Origin of the sequence: Parapedobacter sp. GCM10030251, from assembly GCF_042666505.1 — a bacterium.
GTDB lineage: Bacteria > Bacteroidota > Bacteroidia > Sphingobacteriales > Sphingobacteriaceae > Parapedobacter.
The window spans coordinates 192944-210278 of the sequence record NZ_JBHTDN010000006.1 but is presented as its reverse complement, the minus strand read 5'-3'; the positions used below and the strand labels follow the sequence as shown (position 1 = coordinate 210278).

15 protein-coding genes are annotated in these 17335 nt (G+C 49.9%); 4 read left to right on the top strand and 11 right to left on the bottom strand.

Annotation, left to right across the window (positions count from 1 at the left end):
• The first annotated feature begins 95 nt into the window (after positions 1-95).
• Together ACFQRK_RS17200 and ACFQRK_RS17195 are read left to right on the top strand one after the other, a co-directional pair.
• Positions 96-1640, top strand: a complete 1545-nt coding sequence (locus ACFQRK_RS17200) for a helicase HerA-like domain-containing protein (RefSeq protein ID WP_379008913.1) — start codon at positions 96-98, stop codon at positions 1638-1640.
• 80 nt (positions 1641-1720) lie between these two features.
• Positions 1721-2632, top strand: coding sequence for an NDP-sugar synthase (locus ACFQRK_RS17195; RefSeq protein WP_379008912.1), 912 nt, complete (start codon positions 1721-1723; stop codon positions 2630-2632).
• Positions 2633-2736: 104 nt separating this feature from the next.
• Here ACFQRK_RS17195 and dnaK read toward each other — a convergent pair whose 3' ends face one another.
• Positions 2737-4665, bottom strand: a complete 1929-nt coding sequence (gene dnaK, locus ACFQRK_RS17190; protein WP_379008910.1) for a molecular chaperone DnaK — start codon at positions 4663-4665, stop codon at positions 2737-2739.
• A 221-nt stretch (positions 4666-4886) separates the two neighbouring features.
• Here dnaK and ACFQRK_RS17185 point away from each other — a divergent pair, with 221 nt between their 5' ends.
• Entirely contained in the window at positions 4887-5240 is a 354-nt protein-coding gene (locus ACFQRK_RS17185) for an MmcQ/YjbR family DNA-binding protein (protein WP_379008908.1), read from the top strand.
• Positions 5241-5316: 76 nt separating this feature from the next.
• On the opposite strand, the gene ACFQRK_RS17180 is transcribed toward ACFQRK_RS17185, so the two are convergent.
• Positions 5317-5784: a CinA family protein gene (locus ACFQRK_RS17180; RefSeq protein WP_379008906.1), complete on the bottom strand. Its 468-nt coding sequence runs from the start codon at positions 5782-5784 to the stop codon at positions 5317-5319.
• Between the two features lie 27 nt (positions 5785-5811).
• Complete coding sequence (locus ACFQRK_RS17175) at positions 5812-5991, bottom strand: hypothetical protein (protein WP_379008905.1); 180 nt, start codon at positions 5989-5991, stop codon at positions 5812-5814.
• Positions 5992-6155: 164 nt separating this feature from the next.
• Between ACFQRK_RS17175 and ACFQRK_RS17170 the strand changes: the two genes are divergently transcribed.
• Positions 6156-6719, top strand: a complete 564-nt coding sequence (locus tag ACFQRK_RS17170; RefSeq protein WP_379008903.1) for a thioredoxin family protein — start codon at positions 6156-6158, stop codon at positions 6717-6719.
• On the opposite strand, the gene ACFQRK_RS17165 is transcribed toward ACFQRK_RS17170, so the two are convergent.
• The 8 genes from ACFQRK_RS17165 to nirD form a co-directional block, all read right to left on the bottom strand.
• Positions 6706-7413, bottom strand: coding sequence for a DUF1080 domain-containing protein (locus ACFQRK_RS17165; RefSeq protein WP_379008901.1), 708 nt, complete (start codon positions 7411-7413; stop codon positions 6706-6708). The two genes, ACFQRK_RS17170 and ACFQRK_RS17165, sit on opposite strands and share 14 nt — an antisense overlap.
• The gene (locus tag ACFQRK_RS17160) at positions 7410-8807 is read right to left on the bottom strand and encodes a Gfo/Idh/MocA family protein (RefSeq protein WP_379008900.1); all 1398 of its coding nucleotides are present in this window, start codon (positions 8805-8807) and stop codon (positions 7410-7412) included. The genes ACFQRK_RS17165 and ACFQRK_RS17160 overlap by 4 nt, the downstream gene beginning before the upstream one ends.
• Positions 8808-8844: 37 nt before the next feature.
• Positions 8845-10374: a RagB/SusD family nutrient uptake outer membrane protein gene (locus ACFQRK_RS17155; protein WP_379008898.1), complete on the bottom strand. Its 1530-nt coding sequence runs from the start codon at positions 10372-10374 to the stop codon at positions 8845-8847.
• A 17-nt stretch (positions 10375-10391) separates the two neighbouring features.
• A complete protein-coding gene (locus ACFQRK_RS17150; RefSeq protein WP_379008897.1) occupies positions 10392-13556 on the bottom strand; it encodes a TonB-dependent receptor in 3165 nt (1054 codons plus the stop codon).
• A gap of 271 nt (positions 13557-13827) precedes the next feature.
• Entirely contained in the window at positions 13828-14967 is a 1140-nt protein-coding gene (locus ACFQRK_RS17145; RefSeq protein ID WP_379008895.1) for a FecR domain-containing protein, read from the bottom strand.
• Positions 14968-15034: 67 nt separating this feature from the next.
• Positions 15035-15655, bottom strand: a complete 621-nt coding sequence (locus ACFQRK_RS17140) for an RNA polymerase sigma factor (protein ID WP_379008894.1) — start codon at positions 15653-15655, stop codon at positions 15035-15037.
• A gap of 10 nt (positions 15656-15665) precedes the next feature.
• A complete protein-coding gene (locus tag ACFQRK_RS17135; protein WP_379008892.1) occupies positions 15666-16592 on the bottom strand; it encodes an isopenicillin N synthase family dioxygenase in 927 nt (308 codons plus the stop codon).
• 387 nt (positions 16593-16979) lie between these two features.
• On the bottom strand, positions 16980-17330 hold the full coding sequence (gene nirD, locus ACFQRK_RS17130; protein ID WP_379008891.1) for a nitrite reductase small subunit NirD: 351 nt from the start codon (positions 17328-17330) through the stop codon (positions 16980-16982).
• Positions 17331-17335: the final 5 nt, after the last annotated feature.

Here is a 17335-nt window from a genome sequence, read left to right as displayed (position 1 = left end):
TCAAGTGGCTATGTGGCTGACGTGAAATTACACATCTTTGGTTTGGAATTATATCCCGAAGTGTGTAGCTTCACCCCTGAATAGTTACATGCGTTATGGGAAACCAATCCACTTTTATTGAAAAAATAACCGCCTCCTACAATCCGAAGGGGGCGTTTATTTTTCTGGGCGCCGGCCTGCTCGATGGCGAAGTCGTTGCCCCGGCTAAGGTCAATCTTGCCCTAAAGATGATGAATCGCCACGGCCTGATCGCCGGAGCCACGGGGACGGGAAAGACCCGTACGTTACAGTTGATAGCTGAACAGCTTTCGGACGCGGGTGTGCCGGTTTTCCTGCTGGACGTGAAGGGTGACCTTTCCGGCCTGCATCAAGCGGGCGAATCCAATCCAGCCCTGGTAGAACGCGGCGAAGCGTTGGCGTGGCCTTTCGAACCTTCGGGCTTTCCGGTTGAACTGTTTTCGCTGACCGGCAAAGTGGGCAATCCGATGCGGCTTACCGTTGAGGATTTCGGACCTGTCATGTTAGGACGGATACTGGAATTGAACGATACGCAGACCGGCGTATTGGCTGCGGTATTCAAATATGCGGAAGACAGTGAACTACCGCTGGTCAACTTTGCCGATCTGAAGAAGCTGCTCTCGTACCTAACGGATGGCCCAGGGGCGGAAGAGATTAAGGACAGCTATGGCCGCATCAGCAGCAGTACATCGGGAACGATCCTGCGCAAATTGGTGGCGCTGGAACAACAGGGCGTGTCGGATATTTTCGGTGAGAAGGAATTTGATATCGACGACCTGTTCGGACGCGTCGACGGAAAAGGGGTGATCAGCCTGTTGAATATATCGGATATCCAGGACCAACCTGTATTGTTTTCCACATTTCTGCTCAGTCTGCTTGCACAGCTGTTCAAGCGTCTGCCCGAGGTCGGCGATCTGGATAAGCCAAAGCTGGTATTTTTCTTTGAGGAAGCCCATTTGTTGTTCAAGGACGCGCCAAAGGCTTTCCTTACCCAGGTAGAGCAAATCGTGCGACTGATTCGTTCGAAAGGCATCGGGGTTTTCTTTTGCACGCAAGCCCCTACCGATATTCCCGAAAGTGTTCTGGGACAATTGGGTAACCGTGTACAGCATGCACTGAGGGCTTTTACACCTAATGACGCAGAGGCATTACGGAAAACGGTGAAAACCTATCCACGCTCCGACTTTTATGAAATCGACCGGGTACTTACCTCGTTAGGTACTGGCCAAGCACTCATCACGGTACTCAATGACAAAGGTATTCCGACGGAAGTGGTGGCCACGCATCTTATCCCGCCACGTGCCGTGATGGGGCCGGTAAACGCGCAGATATACAACGAATTGGTGCAAGCCTCACCCTTTTATGCCAAATACCATCGAGCTGTTGAAAGGCGGAGTGCATCAGAAATACTGGACGAAAAGATGCAAACCCATGCGGCGGAAGTTGCCAAAGCAGAGGACGAAAAGCAAAAGGCCAAAGGCAACGGTCGGAGAAGCACACGACAGACTCCTTTGGAAGCAGCGCAGAAGGCGGCGACGACGACGCTGGCCCGGGAAGGCACCAAACTATTGGCGAAACTCGCCAATGGTTTATTGACCGCCATGTTTCGGAGGAAACGTTGAGAATCTATTTCATATCAAGCGGAATTTAGCTAAGTTTGGCTGTTTCAAAAACGTTAATATGATAACTTTAATTTTCAGTAATGAGTAAACCCACCTTGTTGATTCTTGCGGCCGGAATGGCCAGCCGTTACGGGAGCATGAAGCAGATCGACCCCTTCGGTCCGAATGGCGAAACGATTATCGACTATTCCATCTATGACGCAATCAGAGCGGGATTCGGAAAAGTGAGCTTTATCATCCGCGAAGAATTTGCCGAAAAGTTTAAGGAAATCTTTGAACCCAAACTTGCCGGCAAAATCGAAACGGATTATGTTTTCCAAAGCTACGACCTATCGCCGTTTGGCATCGATAGACAGATTGAGCGCTCCAAACCGTGGGGTACCGCTCATGCGGTGCTTTCTGCCCGCAATCAGATTAACGAGCCTTTCTGCGTTATCAACGCGGATGATTTCTATGGCTATGAAGCGTTTGAAAAAATGGCGGAGTTCCTGAATCACGAAGTAACGGACAACGGGTTTTCCCTAATGGGTTACCAGATAGACAAGACCCTTTCCGATTACGGGTCCGTATCGCGTGGGGTATGTAAAGTGGACGACGCGGGTAATATGACCGAAATCAATGAACGGCTGAAGGTTTATTTCAAGGAAGTGGATGGCGAAAAGCGTATCTTCTTTGAGGAGGATGGCGTGGAGACAGAACTGCCCAGAAGCAGTCGGGTGTCCATGAACTTCTGGGGCTTTACGCCTGCTATTTTTGGTGTGAGCGAAGAACTGTTTAAAGCGTTTGTGCCCGCAAATGAAGACAATCCTAAATCGGAATTCCTGATTCCGAAAGTAGCCGATGAGCTTATCAAAAACGGGAAAGCAACGTTTAAGGTACTGCCTACATCGCAGAAGTGGTTTGGTGTAACGTATCCGGAAGACAAGCCGATCGTGCAAGAAAACATCGCGCAATTGGTAAAAGACGGGGTATATCCCGAAAAGTTGTTTTAGCGAGAGATTGCTAATTAGTACGGCGCTAAGGCCGATAAAAAAGCCCCGCAGGTTTTCACCGCGGGGCTTTAATTATTACCGTTAGTTATTATCGTGTCAATCGGCTACTTTTTGTCGTTGTCTTTTACTTCTTCGTATTCCACGTCGGTCACGTCGTCACCAGAATTGGCGTTGCTGCCGGCCGGCTGGCCTGCATCACCTGTGGTTTGCCCGTTGGCCGAAGCTTCTTGAGAAGCTTTGTACATCTCTTCAGAAGCCGCATTCCAGGCAGTCTGCAATTCAGCTTGTGCAGCTTCAATGGCGGCGAAATCTTTCGCTGCATATGCATCTTTCAGTTTCTTCAAGCCATCTTCGATAGGCGCCTTTTTGTCGGCACCGAGCTTGTCACCATACTCTTTCAGCTGCTTTTCAGTAGAGAAGATCAGGGCATCGGCTGCATTGAGCTTGTCGATTTCTTCTTTTGCCTTCTTATCTGCTTCTGCGTTGGCTTCCGCTTCCTGCTTCATCTTCTTAATCTCATCGTCGGTTAAACCGGAAGATGCCTCAATACGGATTTTTTGTTCTTTACCGGTCGCCTTGTCCTTAGCTGAAACATGCAGGATACCGTTCGCATCGATATCGAACGTTACTTCAATCTGCGGTACACCCCGTGGAGCAGGCGGAATACCGTCCAAGTGGAACCGTCCGATCGTCCGGTTTTGGGAAGCCATGGGCCGTTCGCCTTGTAAGATGTGGATTTCCACAGAAGGCTGGTTGTCAGAAGCTGTGGAGAATACTTCCGATTTCTTGGTTGGAATGGTCGTATTCGCTTCAATCAACTTGGTCATGACACCGCCCATCGTTTCGATACCCAAAGAAAGCGGGGTTACGTCAAGCAACAATACGTCTTTTACTTCGCCGGTAAGAACGCCACCTTGAATGGCAGCACCCAAAGCAACCACTTCATCTGGATTTACGCCTTTTGAGGGCTCCTTGCCGAAGAACTTCTTTACGGCATCTTGGATTGCGGGAATACGGGTAGAACCACCCACCAGAATGACTTCATCAATATCGGAAGGTGAATACCCCGCATTTTTCAACGCGGATCTACAAGGATCGATGGTCCGTTTGATCAAGTTGTCGGCCAGTTGTTCGAATTTCGCGCGGCTTAACGTGCGTACCAAGTGTTTCGGACCCGTTTGATCCGCCGTAATATAAGGCAGGTTAATTTCGGTGGATGAAGAACTGGAAAGTTCAATTTTAGCTTTCTCTGCAGCTTCCTTTAACCGTTGCAAGGCCATCGGGTCTTTGCTCAGGTCGAAGCCATTGTTATCGTTCTTGAATTCATCGTTCAGCCAGTCGATAATGACTTGGTCGAAGTCGTCACCACCCAGGTGCGTGTCGCCATCGGTAGACTTTACTTCAAATACTCCGTCACCCAACTCCAGGATAGATACGTCATGCGTACCGCCGCCGCAGTCGAATACCGCAATTTTCATATCCTTATTGGATTTATCCAATCCATAGGCCAACGCCGCTGCGGTGGGTTCGTTGATAATACGTTTTACATTCAACCCCGCAATTTCGCCCGCTTCTTTGGTAGCTTGGCGCTGCGCGTCGTTAAAGTAAGCAGGCACCGTGATAACAGCCTCCGTTACTTCGTGACCGAGGAAATCTTCGGCCGTCTTTTTCATTTTCTGCAATATCATCGCAGAGATTTCCTGGGGGGTATATTTGCGGTCGTCGATTTCTACACGGGGTGTGTTGTTGTCACCTTTAACTACCGCATAAGGTACTCGCTTTGCCTCTTTTGCTGCTTCGTCGTAGTTAGTACCCATAAACCGCTTGATGGAGTAAACGGTCTTTTTCGGATTGGTAATGGCTTGGCGCTTCGCTGGGTCACCCACTTTGCGCTCGCCATTCTCTACGAATGCCACAATAGAAGGCGTGGTACGCTTTCCTTCGTTGTTGGTGATGACTACCGGCTCGTTCCCCTCCATCACGGCTACGCAAGAGTTGGTAGTTCCTAAGTCGATTCCAATAATTTTTGCCATATCTATATTCCTTATTCTACGTTGATGATAAATCTTCTATTCTATTCCCTTGTAACAAGCCTTGTGCCAATAGCAGGTTGGATGCCAATTATGGGCAGATTGGGAAAAAGGGGCGGTTACGTGGGGTGTAAGCATGACAATGTGTCATTGTCTGGGATGCGAGACATGAGATTGGGGTTTTTGCCTTTTGATTTTTAACTTTTGACTTTTAACTTTACCCTATGCATATCGAACTACTGCGAGACTATTGCCTTGGTAAACCCGCGGTTACCGAAAGTTGTCCATTCGGACCGGATACGTTGGTATTCAAGGTGGCTGATAAAATGTTTTTGCTTACGGGATTGGATAGTCATCCGTTATCATTCAGTGCGAAGTGCGACCCTGAGCGTGCACTTGCCTTGCGCGACCGATATCCACGCTCGGTAAAGGGTGCGTATCACATGAATAAGCGTCATTGGAACGAAGTAATCTGCGATGGTGAATTGAGTGACTCGCAACTTTTGGGGCTTATTGACCACAGTTACGAACTGGTAGTGGCCGGATTGCCGGGGCGTGTGCGGAGCGCAATTGGGTGATTGAATCGATTTAACACCTCAGCGATACAAGCCCGGGTTCATACGATTTTTCTTTGCTTCCGACGCGTGAACAAGCCTAAATGATCTGGATGATCGATTGTCCGATCGCTTCGATGGTGTACTGAACAATCGTTTCGGGTGATCCCGTCGAAAAAATCCGTCTCTCATGTAATGTTTCCCCGTAGCGGATGGCATAAAACATCGTGCCGACCGGTTTTTCCGGCGTTTCACTTCCACCCGGCTTAGTTAAGCCGGTCACCGAAATGGATAAATCCGCCCGGATAACGTCTCCTAACCGCAATGCCATTTCCCGGGTAACTTCAGCAGATTCCGGTGAAAATTTTTCGATCATCCAGGAAGGAACGGAAAGAATATCCTCCTTCAGGCAGGCATCGTAGCAGACGAGTCCTCCTTTCAGAATGCTTCCCGCATGTTCGGTTTGGGAAAATGCATACGCGAGCCTTCCCGCTGTGGCGCTCTCAGCGAAGCTGATGGTAAGCCGTTTTTCGGCCAGTAGTCGCGCACAATTTTCAACGACTGACACTGGGTTTGCTATATTTTTCAAATGCGTTTATGCTGCTTGTCCTGTACTTGATTCGTTCATCACGTGGTCAGTCGGCAAACGGCCGGCTCCCCTTTCTTCAGTGGGCGCTGCGCCAAACAAGTCCACTGCTTCCTGGTGTTGCCTACGTTTTGCATCGTGAAGGTGCCCGTTTGGAGTCTTTTGTGAGTTGTTCTTTATATTTTCCATGGTTTCCGTTTTAAATAAGCCAGGGTTATGCGGAATCGTTTTGCCGACTTGCCGAAATGGCCAACAACACCGGAAGGGAAAGGTTTTGAAACATTGACATTTGGCCGACCTAAATCGGAGGCAGTCATCGTATTTTTGCCGGCGATTGATAAAACGATAAAAAAATGGATTTTTCCCAATACTTGCTCGTATTTGAAGATATATTACATACACAGACCCCTCCGGCTCCCTACGACAACGCCGCATACCTTGACTATGCCAAGCTCAACTGGTCTCGGATGAACCGGTGGCTGAAGAAAGGCGTGTTGTCCGAACAACTGATTGATGTAATCAGAAAGATTTCACAACCCCAGCAATGGATCGTCATCACCGAGCCCTGGTGTGGCGACGCCGCACATTCCGTTCCGTTTATCCAGTTGGCTGCGCAGCAAAACCCGTTGATTTCGGTAGCCTATGAATTGCGTGATTCATTGCCTTTCCGCATCAACGAGTACCTCACCAACGGGAGTAAATCAATACCGAAGTTGATTATACGCGATGCGGAAGGGAAGGGCCTGGCAACTTGGGGCCCCCGGCCGGCGGAGTGCCAAGTCCTGTTTGACAAGCTGAAAGCCGACGGCGCGGATTTCGAAACCCAGAAAGTAGCTCTGCAAAACTGGTACAATACAGATAAAGGGCATTCCGTGCAAGCTGAGCTTCACGGAATGCTCTCACTTATAGCCGTCTGATTCGGATGTTACGGAAGTACACGGCATCGCCGTGATCTTGTAAGCCAATACGACCCGAGCGTGTCAGTCCGTAATCAAGGTCGGCAAACTTACTGGCGGCAACCATTTTCTCCCATTCCGGGGTACCTAGTTCATAAGTTAAGATCAGTTGTCCGTTAAGCCAATGCTCGGCCCGACCCTCGTTGACAACAATCTTGGTTTGGTTCCACGATCCCGGTGGATTGGCGGCCGCCGTATCCGGGGCAATCACGTCGGAAAGCGAGCCTGTTTTTTGAGCAGGCGTAAGCGCTTGTGGATACCCGGTGTCGTCGATTAGTTGAAACTCCGGTCCGGTTTCATACATACGCTTGTACTTTGGGTCTTCTACGACGTAATAGAAAATACCGCTATTACCCCCTTCGTTGATTTTCCACTCGACCTCCAGTTCAAAGTTCGAGAAGGTATCGTTACTTACCAGGTCTCCGTTTTTGCCGGGCGTGGATAAAACGCCGTCGGTAATCTCCCAGCCGGCAACCGTATCCTGCAAATACGTATGCCAGTGTTGGTCAGGGGTTTGGCCGATTAAGGTAATCCACTCACCTTTTTCATCGCGTTCCACGGTATGCGTGTCTTGCCGGGACGCCTGATTGCACGACCAAAAGGTGCAGGCCGCTACACCCAGGTAGCAGGCCGCTTTTGTAATTGAATACCTCATGATCCGATTTGCATTTTTTCGGGATCCCAGGAAACGATCCGTTTTTCGAAATAACTGATGTTACCCGCTTCGGTTGGCCCACAAGCACGTAGACCGAATGTAGCGTCTTCCACTACCTTTTTGCCATTGCGGATGGCATCAAAGAAGTTAACAAAATGTTCGTATCGGTCGCCTTTGTAGTCTTTGGGCGTCTTATAGACAAACTCACGGGGGCCTTCCATCTCGTATTGCGTCGGATATTTTTTGGCATATTCTTCTTTAAATTTCTTTTGCATGGCTTCCGAAAAAGAACCAATGGACATGCCCGGCGCTTCGGGCCAGGGATTGCGCCTTACGATGAGGTTGTCCCAGCCTATGGAGATGTCGCCTTCTGAGCCGACAATGTGAAATAAATAATTTTCGCCGCCGCCGCTGGCAAAATTCGTGCGCAGCGCCAGGTTGAAAGCAGGGTGGGTGTCGGAGACCGGATAGTCAAATAAGCCCAGGTGGACGTCGGGTACGTCCCTGCCGTCTTTCCAGAAACGGATGCCTCCAGTAGACATAACACGTTCAGGGCCTTTGGAGTCCAGAACAAAGTGCAGCATGGAAAGCATATGCACATACAGATCACCTGCGACGCCGGTACCATAATCCTGATAATTTCTCCACCGGAAAAAGCGCAGGGGGTCCCAAGGACGTTTCGGAGCGTGCCCTAGGTATGTATCCCAGTCCACCGTTTCAGGAGAGGCGTCTGGGGGTATGGAGTATTGCCAAGCGCCTATGGCACTGTGGCGATCAATTTGAACTTCCACAAAGTTCACCTCACCGATATCCCCGGCTTTGATCAGTTCCTTTGCCTTCGCATGGATAATGGAGCTTACGAACTGGCTACCTACCTGAAAAACCTTTCCGGTTTTCTTTTCCGCGTCAATGATACGATGTCCCTCTGCTACCTTTTGAACCATTGGTTTTTCGCAGTATACGTGCTTTCCCCGCTGCATGGCATCTATCGAAATCTTTTCGTGCCAATGGTCTGTCGTTGCATTGATCACGGCATCCACATCATCGCGCTCCAGGATTTCGCGGTAGTCTTTGGTTACAAATAGGTGTTGTCCCCATAATTCTTTTGCACGGATGCGGCGTCCTTCATAAAGGTCGCACGCCGCTACGATTTCCACGCCGGGAACCTGCAGGGCGGTTTCCATGTCGCCGATTCCCATGCCTCCCGTTCCGATCAGTGCAATGCGGATGCGGTCATTCGCGGCGATGGGTTGTTTTTTAACAAGGTTCAAATATTCAAACCGCGATTCGGATGCAGCCTTTGACAATGCCGTTGGCGTTATGGCCATCACCGCGGCCGATTGTCCCAGTTGTTTTAAGAAGCCTCTTCGTGAATTTTCTGTTGATTTCGTCATGAATGTATAATGTTTAAAATTATCAATCGGTTTATACTCAATACCCCGGATTTTGCTCAAGATTTGGGTTGGCGTCTATAGCCGTCCGCGGAATGGGAAAAAGCAATTTCTGTGCGTTAAGGCTTCCCCTACCCACAGGCCCCGATACAGGCTCCAGAAAGGTGCCAAAACGGATCATGTCCTGTCGGCTTACCAACTCCCACGCAAACTCAAATCGGCGTTCCTCGTAGATATCCTGCAAGGTAACGTTATTTTTTAATTTCGCAGCGTCATCAAACGCCCGTGCCCGAACGTTATTCACCAGCGCCAACGCTTCGCCGGCATCCCCTCCGGAGCGCAGCAGCGCCTCGGCCTTCATCAAATATACGTCTGCGAGTCTGAAAATTGCAAAGTCATTTTCCATAGGGCCATTTACGCCCTTTTCGAATTCCCATTTATTACAGCGGGCGCCATCTTCCTGTTCCACCTGCCCCCAGCCATCGGCGTCCACGTTATATTTAAACGTAAAATCGATGAAATGATTCAAGGGACGGCCATGTGCCGTGATAAGCACCTGGCCGGTTGCCGGGTCAATCTGTGGGCCCCACAGAAAAGAACCCGCTTTGCGCTTATCCGCATCGTCATACGCATGCACGTAACCCGGCATCGCGTTGATGCCATTAAACCCACGGGGCAAAATGCCGAGTGCAATATTGGTAAGGTAGTGCAGCGTATGCTGGTGCATGATGTTTCCGCCATCAACCGTACTGAATACGATGGGAAAAATGATTTCTTTGGATGCTTCGTTGTGAACGGCAAAGCTTGCTTTCCAGTCAGGCTCCAGCACGTAGTCGAGCGCCATTACCGCATTGCAGGCAGCGATGCACTCTTCCCATTTCGGACCACCCTCCGGGTCCCATATTTCGGCGTTGAGGTAAATTTTGGCAAGCAACGTATAGACGGCTCCCTTGGTCATTTTTCCATAGCTGGCAGACGAAACGTCTTCCCGAATGAGGTCCTTAATCGCATTCAACTCCGAGACAATAAATCGAAAAACCTCTTTCCGGGAGGACGTAGCGGGATTGCTTGTATCGTTGAAATCGGTTACGATCGGCACATTCCCATAATTATCTACCAGGAAATAATACCAGAGTGCGCGGACGGCCCGTATTTCGGCGAGGATACTTTCCTTATTTTGGACCGCGGGGTTGGTATTTACCGTATGATAAATTTGATTACAGGTAGAGATGCCCCGCATACAGTTATCATACGTGTCTGTGATATACCGGTTTCCCGACGTCCAGGAACCAAAGCGAAATTCCTTGAACAATCCGCCTTCCCATCCGTCTCCCCCCTTCCGGGTGGGGGTGATGGCCATATCAGACGTGCCTTCTACCATGCAATAATAGGCTGGTGACCAAATGCCTTTGAGTGTACGGTAAATCGGCGCGATCAGCGCATTGATTTCCCGGTCGGTATTGCCAAACTGATCGGCCGGCAAGCGATCGAACAGCTGCTCATCCAAGTTGGTGCATGCTCCGCTGATGCAAAGCAAGAGAACGACTGCCGTTTTATATAGATACTTCATAACATTCATATTTAGGGTTAAAAACCGATATTTAGTCCCAAAGATACGGTCCGGGCTTTGGGGTAATAATTCCGTCCTTCCATACCCGGCGATAAACCATTCATATCCACCTCTGGATCCAAACCGCTGTAATTGGTGATCACGAAGAGGTTCTGTCCGGTGAAAAACACACGCAATTGATCAATGTTGCGAATTGCCCCGGGCTTAAACCGGTAGGAGAGACTCAGGTTGTCCAATCGTAAAAAGGATCCCTTTTCAATGTAATAGCTGCTGTATATCGGACTGTCTGATAGTCCGTTTGTCAATGCCTCTTGCAGCGCGTTGCCTCCGGGTAACCATAGTGTGGTGGCGTAAGACATCCGGGAAAAGTTGAGTACGTCATTGCCATAAACCCCGCGTAGAAAAAAAGACAGATCAAATTGTTTGTAGGTGAACGTATTGTTTATGCCATACGTCAGTTTTGGTTGTGCCGAGCCAATGTACGTACGATCGTCATCCGTCAGGCCGGGCTTACCATCCACCCCGTCGTCCATGATGTATTTCCCGTCTTCGTCCAGTCCGAGGCTGCGCCAACCATAAAAAGTTCCCACTTCCTTCCCTTCTTCGAGAATGTGGGTGGTGGTATGGGCGGCACCCCGCACACTGGCACTCCCCAACTTAATGGACGAGGTGGTAAATTCATTCCCGGAGAGTCGCGAAATGCGGTTTTTGTTGTGCGCCAGATTGACGTTTACCGACCACGAGAACATCGGCTTGTCCACCACGAGTCCATTAACCAGCAATTCCAGTCCTTTGTTGGACATTTCGCCTACATTGGCGATCATCGAGGGATAGAGGAAAGGGGGGACAGGCACCTGATACGTATATAGCAGGTCTTTCGTTTGTTTATCATAGTACTCCAAGGTTCCACTGATGCGGCCATTGGCAGTGCGGAAATCGATACCTACATTAAACATGCCGGTTTCTTCCCATTTCAGGTTAGGGTTGGGGTTCTGTCCGATTTGATAGGCTTGAAACCAGTTGCCGTTGTCGTAGTAACGGCCATTGGCGGCATAAAGCTGCAAGGTTTGGTAGGGATTGAGCCCTTCCTGATTGCCGACAACGCCGTAGCCAACACGTAGCTTTAATTCACTTAAAGTGCCCTGCAAAAAATCCTCGTCGGCAATATTCCACGCGGCGGAAACAGAGGGGAAGGTGCCCCATTTATGATGTTCGCCGAATTTCGATGACCCATCCCGCCGAAGTGTGGCGGTCAAAATGTATTTCTCCCGGTAGGCATAATCTGCACGGGCAAAGAAGGAGATGAGTTTGTACATGTTTTTCCCGGACCAAACATCACCCGCCCGCAGGATTTCTCCTGCTCCGAGGTTGTTATATTCGAACAAATCGGTAATAAATTGCCGGGACTGCCCGCCAGCATTCTGGTAATAACCGTCTTCATAGGAATAACCGCCCAACACTTCCAGATTATGCGCTTCCGATAAGTCCACGCGATAATTCAGGGTAGTTTCCATCAACTTCCGGTCGCGGGTCCAAAAACTTCGGGAAGCGAAACCCCGGTCGTCCCTTCCACGCTCGGTTTCCGAATCGTTATACGATCCGTAATCGCTGTTTTCCCGCTCTTTGTGGAGATTCAAAGATCCGGTAAGGCCGTCCAGGATACGTATTTTTGTTTGTGCGTTGAAATAATAGAGGCTGTTTTTATAGTCACGCCGGTTTTCCATGATGTTGTGTAGGGGATTCCCCTGATCATATCCCTGCACCTCGAACCACGAGCCGTCGTCGTTTTTAACCGGATACACGGGAATCATATTATAAGCCAGTACAAAGTTCCGGTCGTCCGTAGGACTATAATCCCGTTGCGTTATGGCGCCGGTAAGCGTGATGTCCAATCGGTCATTCAACGCTTTTTGATTAAATGTCAGACGGCCGTTCAGGTTGTCCAAGTCATTACCCTTGGCTATTCCCTGCCGCGAAAGGTAGTTGAACGAGGCGCGGTAGCTGTTGTTGGTTCCGCCGCCCGTTAGTGACAGGCTGTGGTTCTGTGACACGCCCCGGCGAAGGATTTCGTCAAACCAGTTTGTGTTACCGCCTAAATCCAATCCGGTTACATCCATGTCCTGTGTTGACACAAACTGGCGCCATTCGTCGGCCGTCAACATACGTGGTTTGTTGGAAACTGTTTCCAGCGCGCCATATCCTTCGTAGTTGATTCTCGCCTTCCCCTTTCCTGTCTTGGTTGTGATGAGGATTACGCCACTCGCCGAGCGCGATCCGTAAATGGCCGAAGCGGAGGCGTCTTTCAGCACACTGATGGACTCGATGTCTTGAGGCGCAACCGAACTCATCGGCAAGCCGGGGACACCGTCAATAACGACAAACGGCGCACTGCTTCCGGTTAGCGAGGCCGTGCCACGCAGCCGGATGGTCTCTCCGGACGATACGTCGCCACTGCCACTGGTGATGGTAAGTCCAGCTACTTTGCCCCTGAGCAATCCCGCCGCATCACGGTTTACGCCCGCATTAAAATCTTTCATCTGAACATTCGCGACCGATCCTGAAACCCGTTTTTGCGATTGCGTACCGTACCCGATAACGACCACCTCTTCCAGATCACTGATCGACTGACGCAAGGCCGCATTTACGGTGGTGGAGTGCCCCACGGAAATCTCCTGCTTTTCGTAACCCACGATGGTAAATATAAGCACCGTTCCCCCTTCGGGTAAGGTAACCCGATAGTTGCCGTCGGAATCTGTGATCAACGCAACCGATGTACCTTTCACGCTTACCGTCACCCCCTCGAGTGGATTTCCTTGTGCGTCTGTTACTTTTCCACTGATTATTCTTTCCTGGGGTTCGACGCGTTTAACGTCCAGCTGGATTGCTGGCTGTCCGGTCTTCATCCGATGGATCGCAATGGTGCTTCCTTCGATGTGGTATGACAATCGCTTTGGCCGAAGTAACCGGTCCAATACATCCGCCAAAGGCTCGCGGTTCACATCAACCGATACGAGCATCGTTGGTTTGACGAAGCGATCGTTGTACATAATCCGGTACCCCGTTTGCGTCTCGAGTGTGGCAAGCACTTCTGTCAACGGTTTGCTGTCCGCTTTCAGGGTAACCGTTTGGGAAAGCGAGGCGGCGCTGACATGCAGCGAGGCCCATAGTAATAAAAACGACATTAGTTTCATAATGCGCCATAATTGGTGGTTGTTCCCCGCCGACGGCAAGACGCGCCATACGGGAAATTCATAATTTATCATTATGTTTGTACGTTTGGATAAATAAGAAATTTGTTATTAAAGCTCGATTTATTGACGGATTGGGTCCAAACGAATTGGGGAGGTGTTGGCCGCACTTCCCTTCTTTTTTAGACCTGTGATGTAGGGGTTCTATGTTTTCATAAGCCTGTTTTTAAGTTTTTAATTGGATTCATATTCTGTTAGTTATTGGTCAGTGAACAATTAATTTGTTGCCGTCGGTAATTTCCACCTGAACGGCTGAAACATTCAGGAGTTTTAACGCAGCATTTAAGGTCAATTCCCGTCCCATTTTGCCGGAAAAAGCCTCTTGCGGTACTTCGCCCCTGTAAATCACCTCTACATCATACCAGCGTGCAAGCTGTCGCATCACCTCTTCGAAAGGCGTGTGCTTAAAATAAAAGTATCCATTCTTCCAGGCGATGTACGGCTCTGCGTCTACTTGTTGGATTTCCGTACTGGAGGCGTGGACTACGCTCTGCTCGTTTGGCAAGAGCCGGTTGATCGCTCCAGACTGTACGTTACGGATTTGTACACCGCCCTGGACCAACGTGGTTTTCGTTTCCGGCTCATCCGCATAGGCGCTGACATTGAATGCGGTGCCCAGCACTTGGATTTCTTGCTGCTTGCTGATCACTTTAAAGGGGTTTTGGGCGTTTTTTGCCACAGAAAAATAAGCCTCTCCGGAAATCGTCACCACACGCTCGGTTCCGAAAAAGCGCAATGGATAGGTTAATTCGGAGGCAGCGTTGAGCCATACCTCCGTGCCGTCCGGAAGGGTGACTTGATATGTGCCTCCATTGGGAGTGGCAAGTACCATGTAACCGACCGCATCCGGCGACAATCGAGCGATTTGCTTTGAGCGATCCGTATACGTAACCTGGTCATCATGGATGATGATGCCTGCTTCTGCTTCGCTCAACGCGATGGTCTTTCCGTCTGCAAGCGTAAGCATAGCGCGATTGCCGCCTGGTAGAATGTCTGTTGTAGCCGTCCGGGAATCCGGCATTGTTTGCGGTGTGTCGGTTAAAAGGAACCAAGCAATGCCCAATACACCGACAATCGCTGCTGCTGCGTAGGGTAGCCAACGCAATCGCTTCCGCGCGGGAAGTATCTGCGCGCGAATTCTCGAGAACACCCGATCCGTTCGGTGATCCAGGTGGTCGAGGTTGGGAATCGAATGTGTTTGGTTCAGGTAGGAGTCGATCAACTCGCCAAGGACCTCATCACCGGCATGCTCAAAAAACGTATACAATTCGACGCGTTCCGGGTCGGAAAGTTGATCATCGATGTATTTCTTGTACAGTTCCTTAAGATGTTCCAGCTGTCCCAAAGCAAATGTCTCTTTAGGGTATAACGCCCGGGAATATCATTCATACTACTGCCGCTGAAAAAAAATGCTAGAGGTACAACATGGCCGCGAGGAACAGCGCCAGCATTTCGGCACTGGGCGGAGTTTGCCGATTAACCACATATTCTTTAACGCTATGGGTTGCTTTGGCAACATGATTTTGAATGGTGAATGGGCTGACGCCCATGATTTCGGCCGCCTCTTTATAGGATTTTCCTTCGATCTTGCAAAGCTCGAACGCCTTACGCCGTTGCAAAGGTAATGCAGCAATTGCCTCGTCCAGCAGTTTACGGGCTTCGTTGCCCATCACGTCCTTTTCGGTGGTTTCGACAGCTTCCGACTGCCGTTGGCCGAGGTATTCGAATACGCGTGATCGGCGGGCAAGTCGCCGATAGTGATCAATGGACAGTTGTTTGGCAACTACATACAAGAAATTGACGAACGGAAGGTCCGGTTGAATTTTTGCGCGTGAATGCCATACCTTGATGAATAGTTCCTGCAGCAATTCCTCGGCAAGGTCAGCGTCTTTGACCATCTTGTCCAAGTGCCAGTACAACACTTTCGAATAGGAATGATATAAGATTTCAAAAGCTTCGTGGTCGCCCTTCTGCAATTGTTGCAACAATACCTTTTCGTCGGCAGCGCTCGCGTCGGTCATTTTGTCTTCCAAAGATGGACGTTTACATTTTCAGTCCGATCTCCCGTAATCGCTCATCCAGGTACTCGCCGGCAGTAACATCCGCATATGCCTTCGGGTGTTCCGCATCGATGCAGGAATCCAACGCTGCGAGGTTCATGTCTGCCTTCGGGTGAAGGAAAAATGGTACCGAAAACCGGGATGTCTTCATCAGTTCACTCGGTGGATTAACTACCCGGTGCGTGGTCGATTTCAGCTTGTTGTTGGTGAGCCGTTGCAGCATATCGCCCACGTTGACCACAATGTCCTCGCCCTGGGCCTTGACGGGATACCAGGAGCCATTACGGGTAAGCACTTCCAGCCCATCGGCGCTAGCGCCGATCAACAGGGTGATGAGGTTGATGTCTTCGTGCGCTCCGGCACGGACGGCATCCTCCGGTAAGCTGTCGGGATCTTCGATCGGAAAGTAATGGATAGCCCGGAGGATGGAGTTGCCCTGGATAACCTTTTCTTCAAAATAGTTTTCTTCCAATCCGAGATATACCGCTATGGCTTTGAGTAATTCACGTCCGGCAGTTTCCAGTCGTCTGTATACTTCGCCCGTCACTTCATCGAAGCTTGGCAATTCTTCGACAGCCGGGTTTTCGTCTTGTCCCCGTTGCCAAAATTCCTTTAGATCGGGTACCTTGGCGTCCTTAGCCTTTTCCTTGCCTTTTGAGGTATACCCGCGTTGCCCCGCAAGTCCGGGAATTTCGTATTTCCGTTTGGTGGTTTCGGGCAGGGAGAAAAACGCTTGGACGGTCTTGTACAGTTTATCAATCAACGCCTTGTCCATGCCGTGATTGGCAATGGTGACAAAGCCGGTTTCATTGAAAGCTTTGCCGATGTCTTGAGAGAATCGATGGCGTTGATCGACTGACCCTTGGGTGTAATCATGAAGGTCAAGCCTGGGGATGTTTATAATAGACATACTGCAATTTTTAGGTAAAGATAGGAGTTTCTGTTGATTTTTGCCATTTGGTTTAAGGTGTGTTCCAATTGCCGCGGAACCCTCGTTTTGATTTTTAGGCCTGCTTAGCGCGAAGGTGAAGAATGTTTGGGTGCGGATGGCTTAGGATATGCAATGCAGCTGTAACGCTCCCTTCGGTCCGCGTCACTAGGCTGCTTCTGCATATCCTAAGCCATCCTAGGTACTATCTATATGACTTACATCTCGTATTTTGCGCGTGCTGCAGAGCAAGCCCTGGCGAGACGCAAGCGAAGTGCGCGCGGATCATCGCTTGCGAGCAGTAGGTGTGGAATACCTCCCCGCGTAATCCTTGTCGAGAGGCTGCTGCAGGCCAGCTTATATCCGTCGCTAGTTATTTAATGCCACATAAACCCATCCATTCTCTACTTTGACCGGATAGGTTTTGATGGCGCATTCATCGCCGGATAAACATTCCCCGGTATCCAACGCAAAGGTTTTTTTGTGAAATGGGCAGGCCACCTTAGGCTTGTCGCCGAGCGAACCGATCATGCCGCGACTCAGGATCATTTGCCGTTTATGCGGGCATTCATTCTGTGTTGCATACCATTCATTCCGCCGTTTGAAATAAAACAGTGCAATTTGTCGGTCTTCCAGCTTCAGGCAAACTCCGCCATTCTCTATCGTGTCTTCCACACGACAGGCTAACTTCCAGGATGTTGATGTTGTTAACGTCTCCATAAATA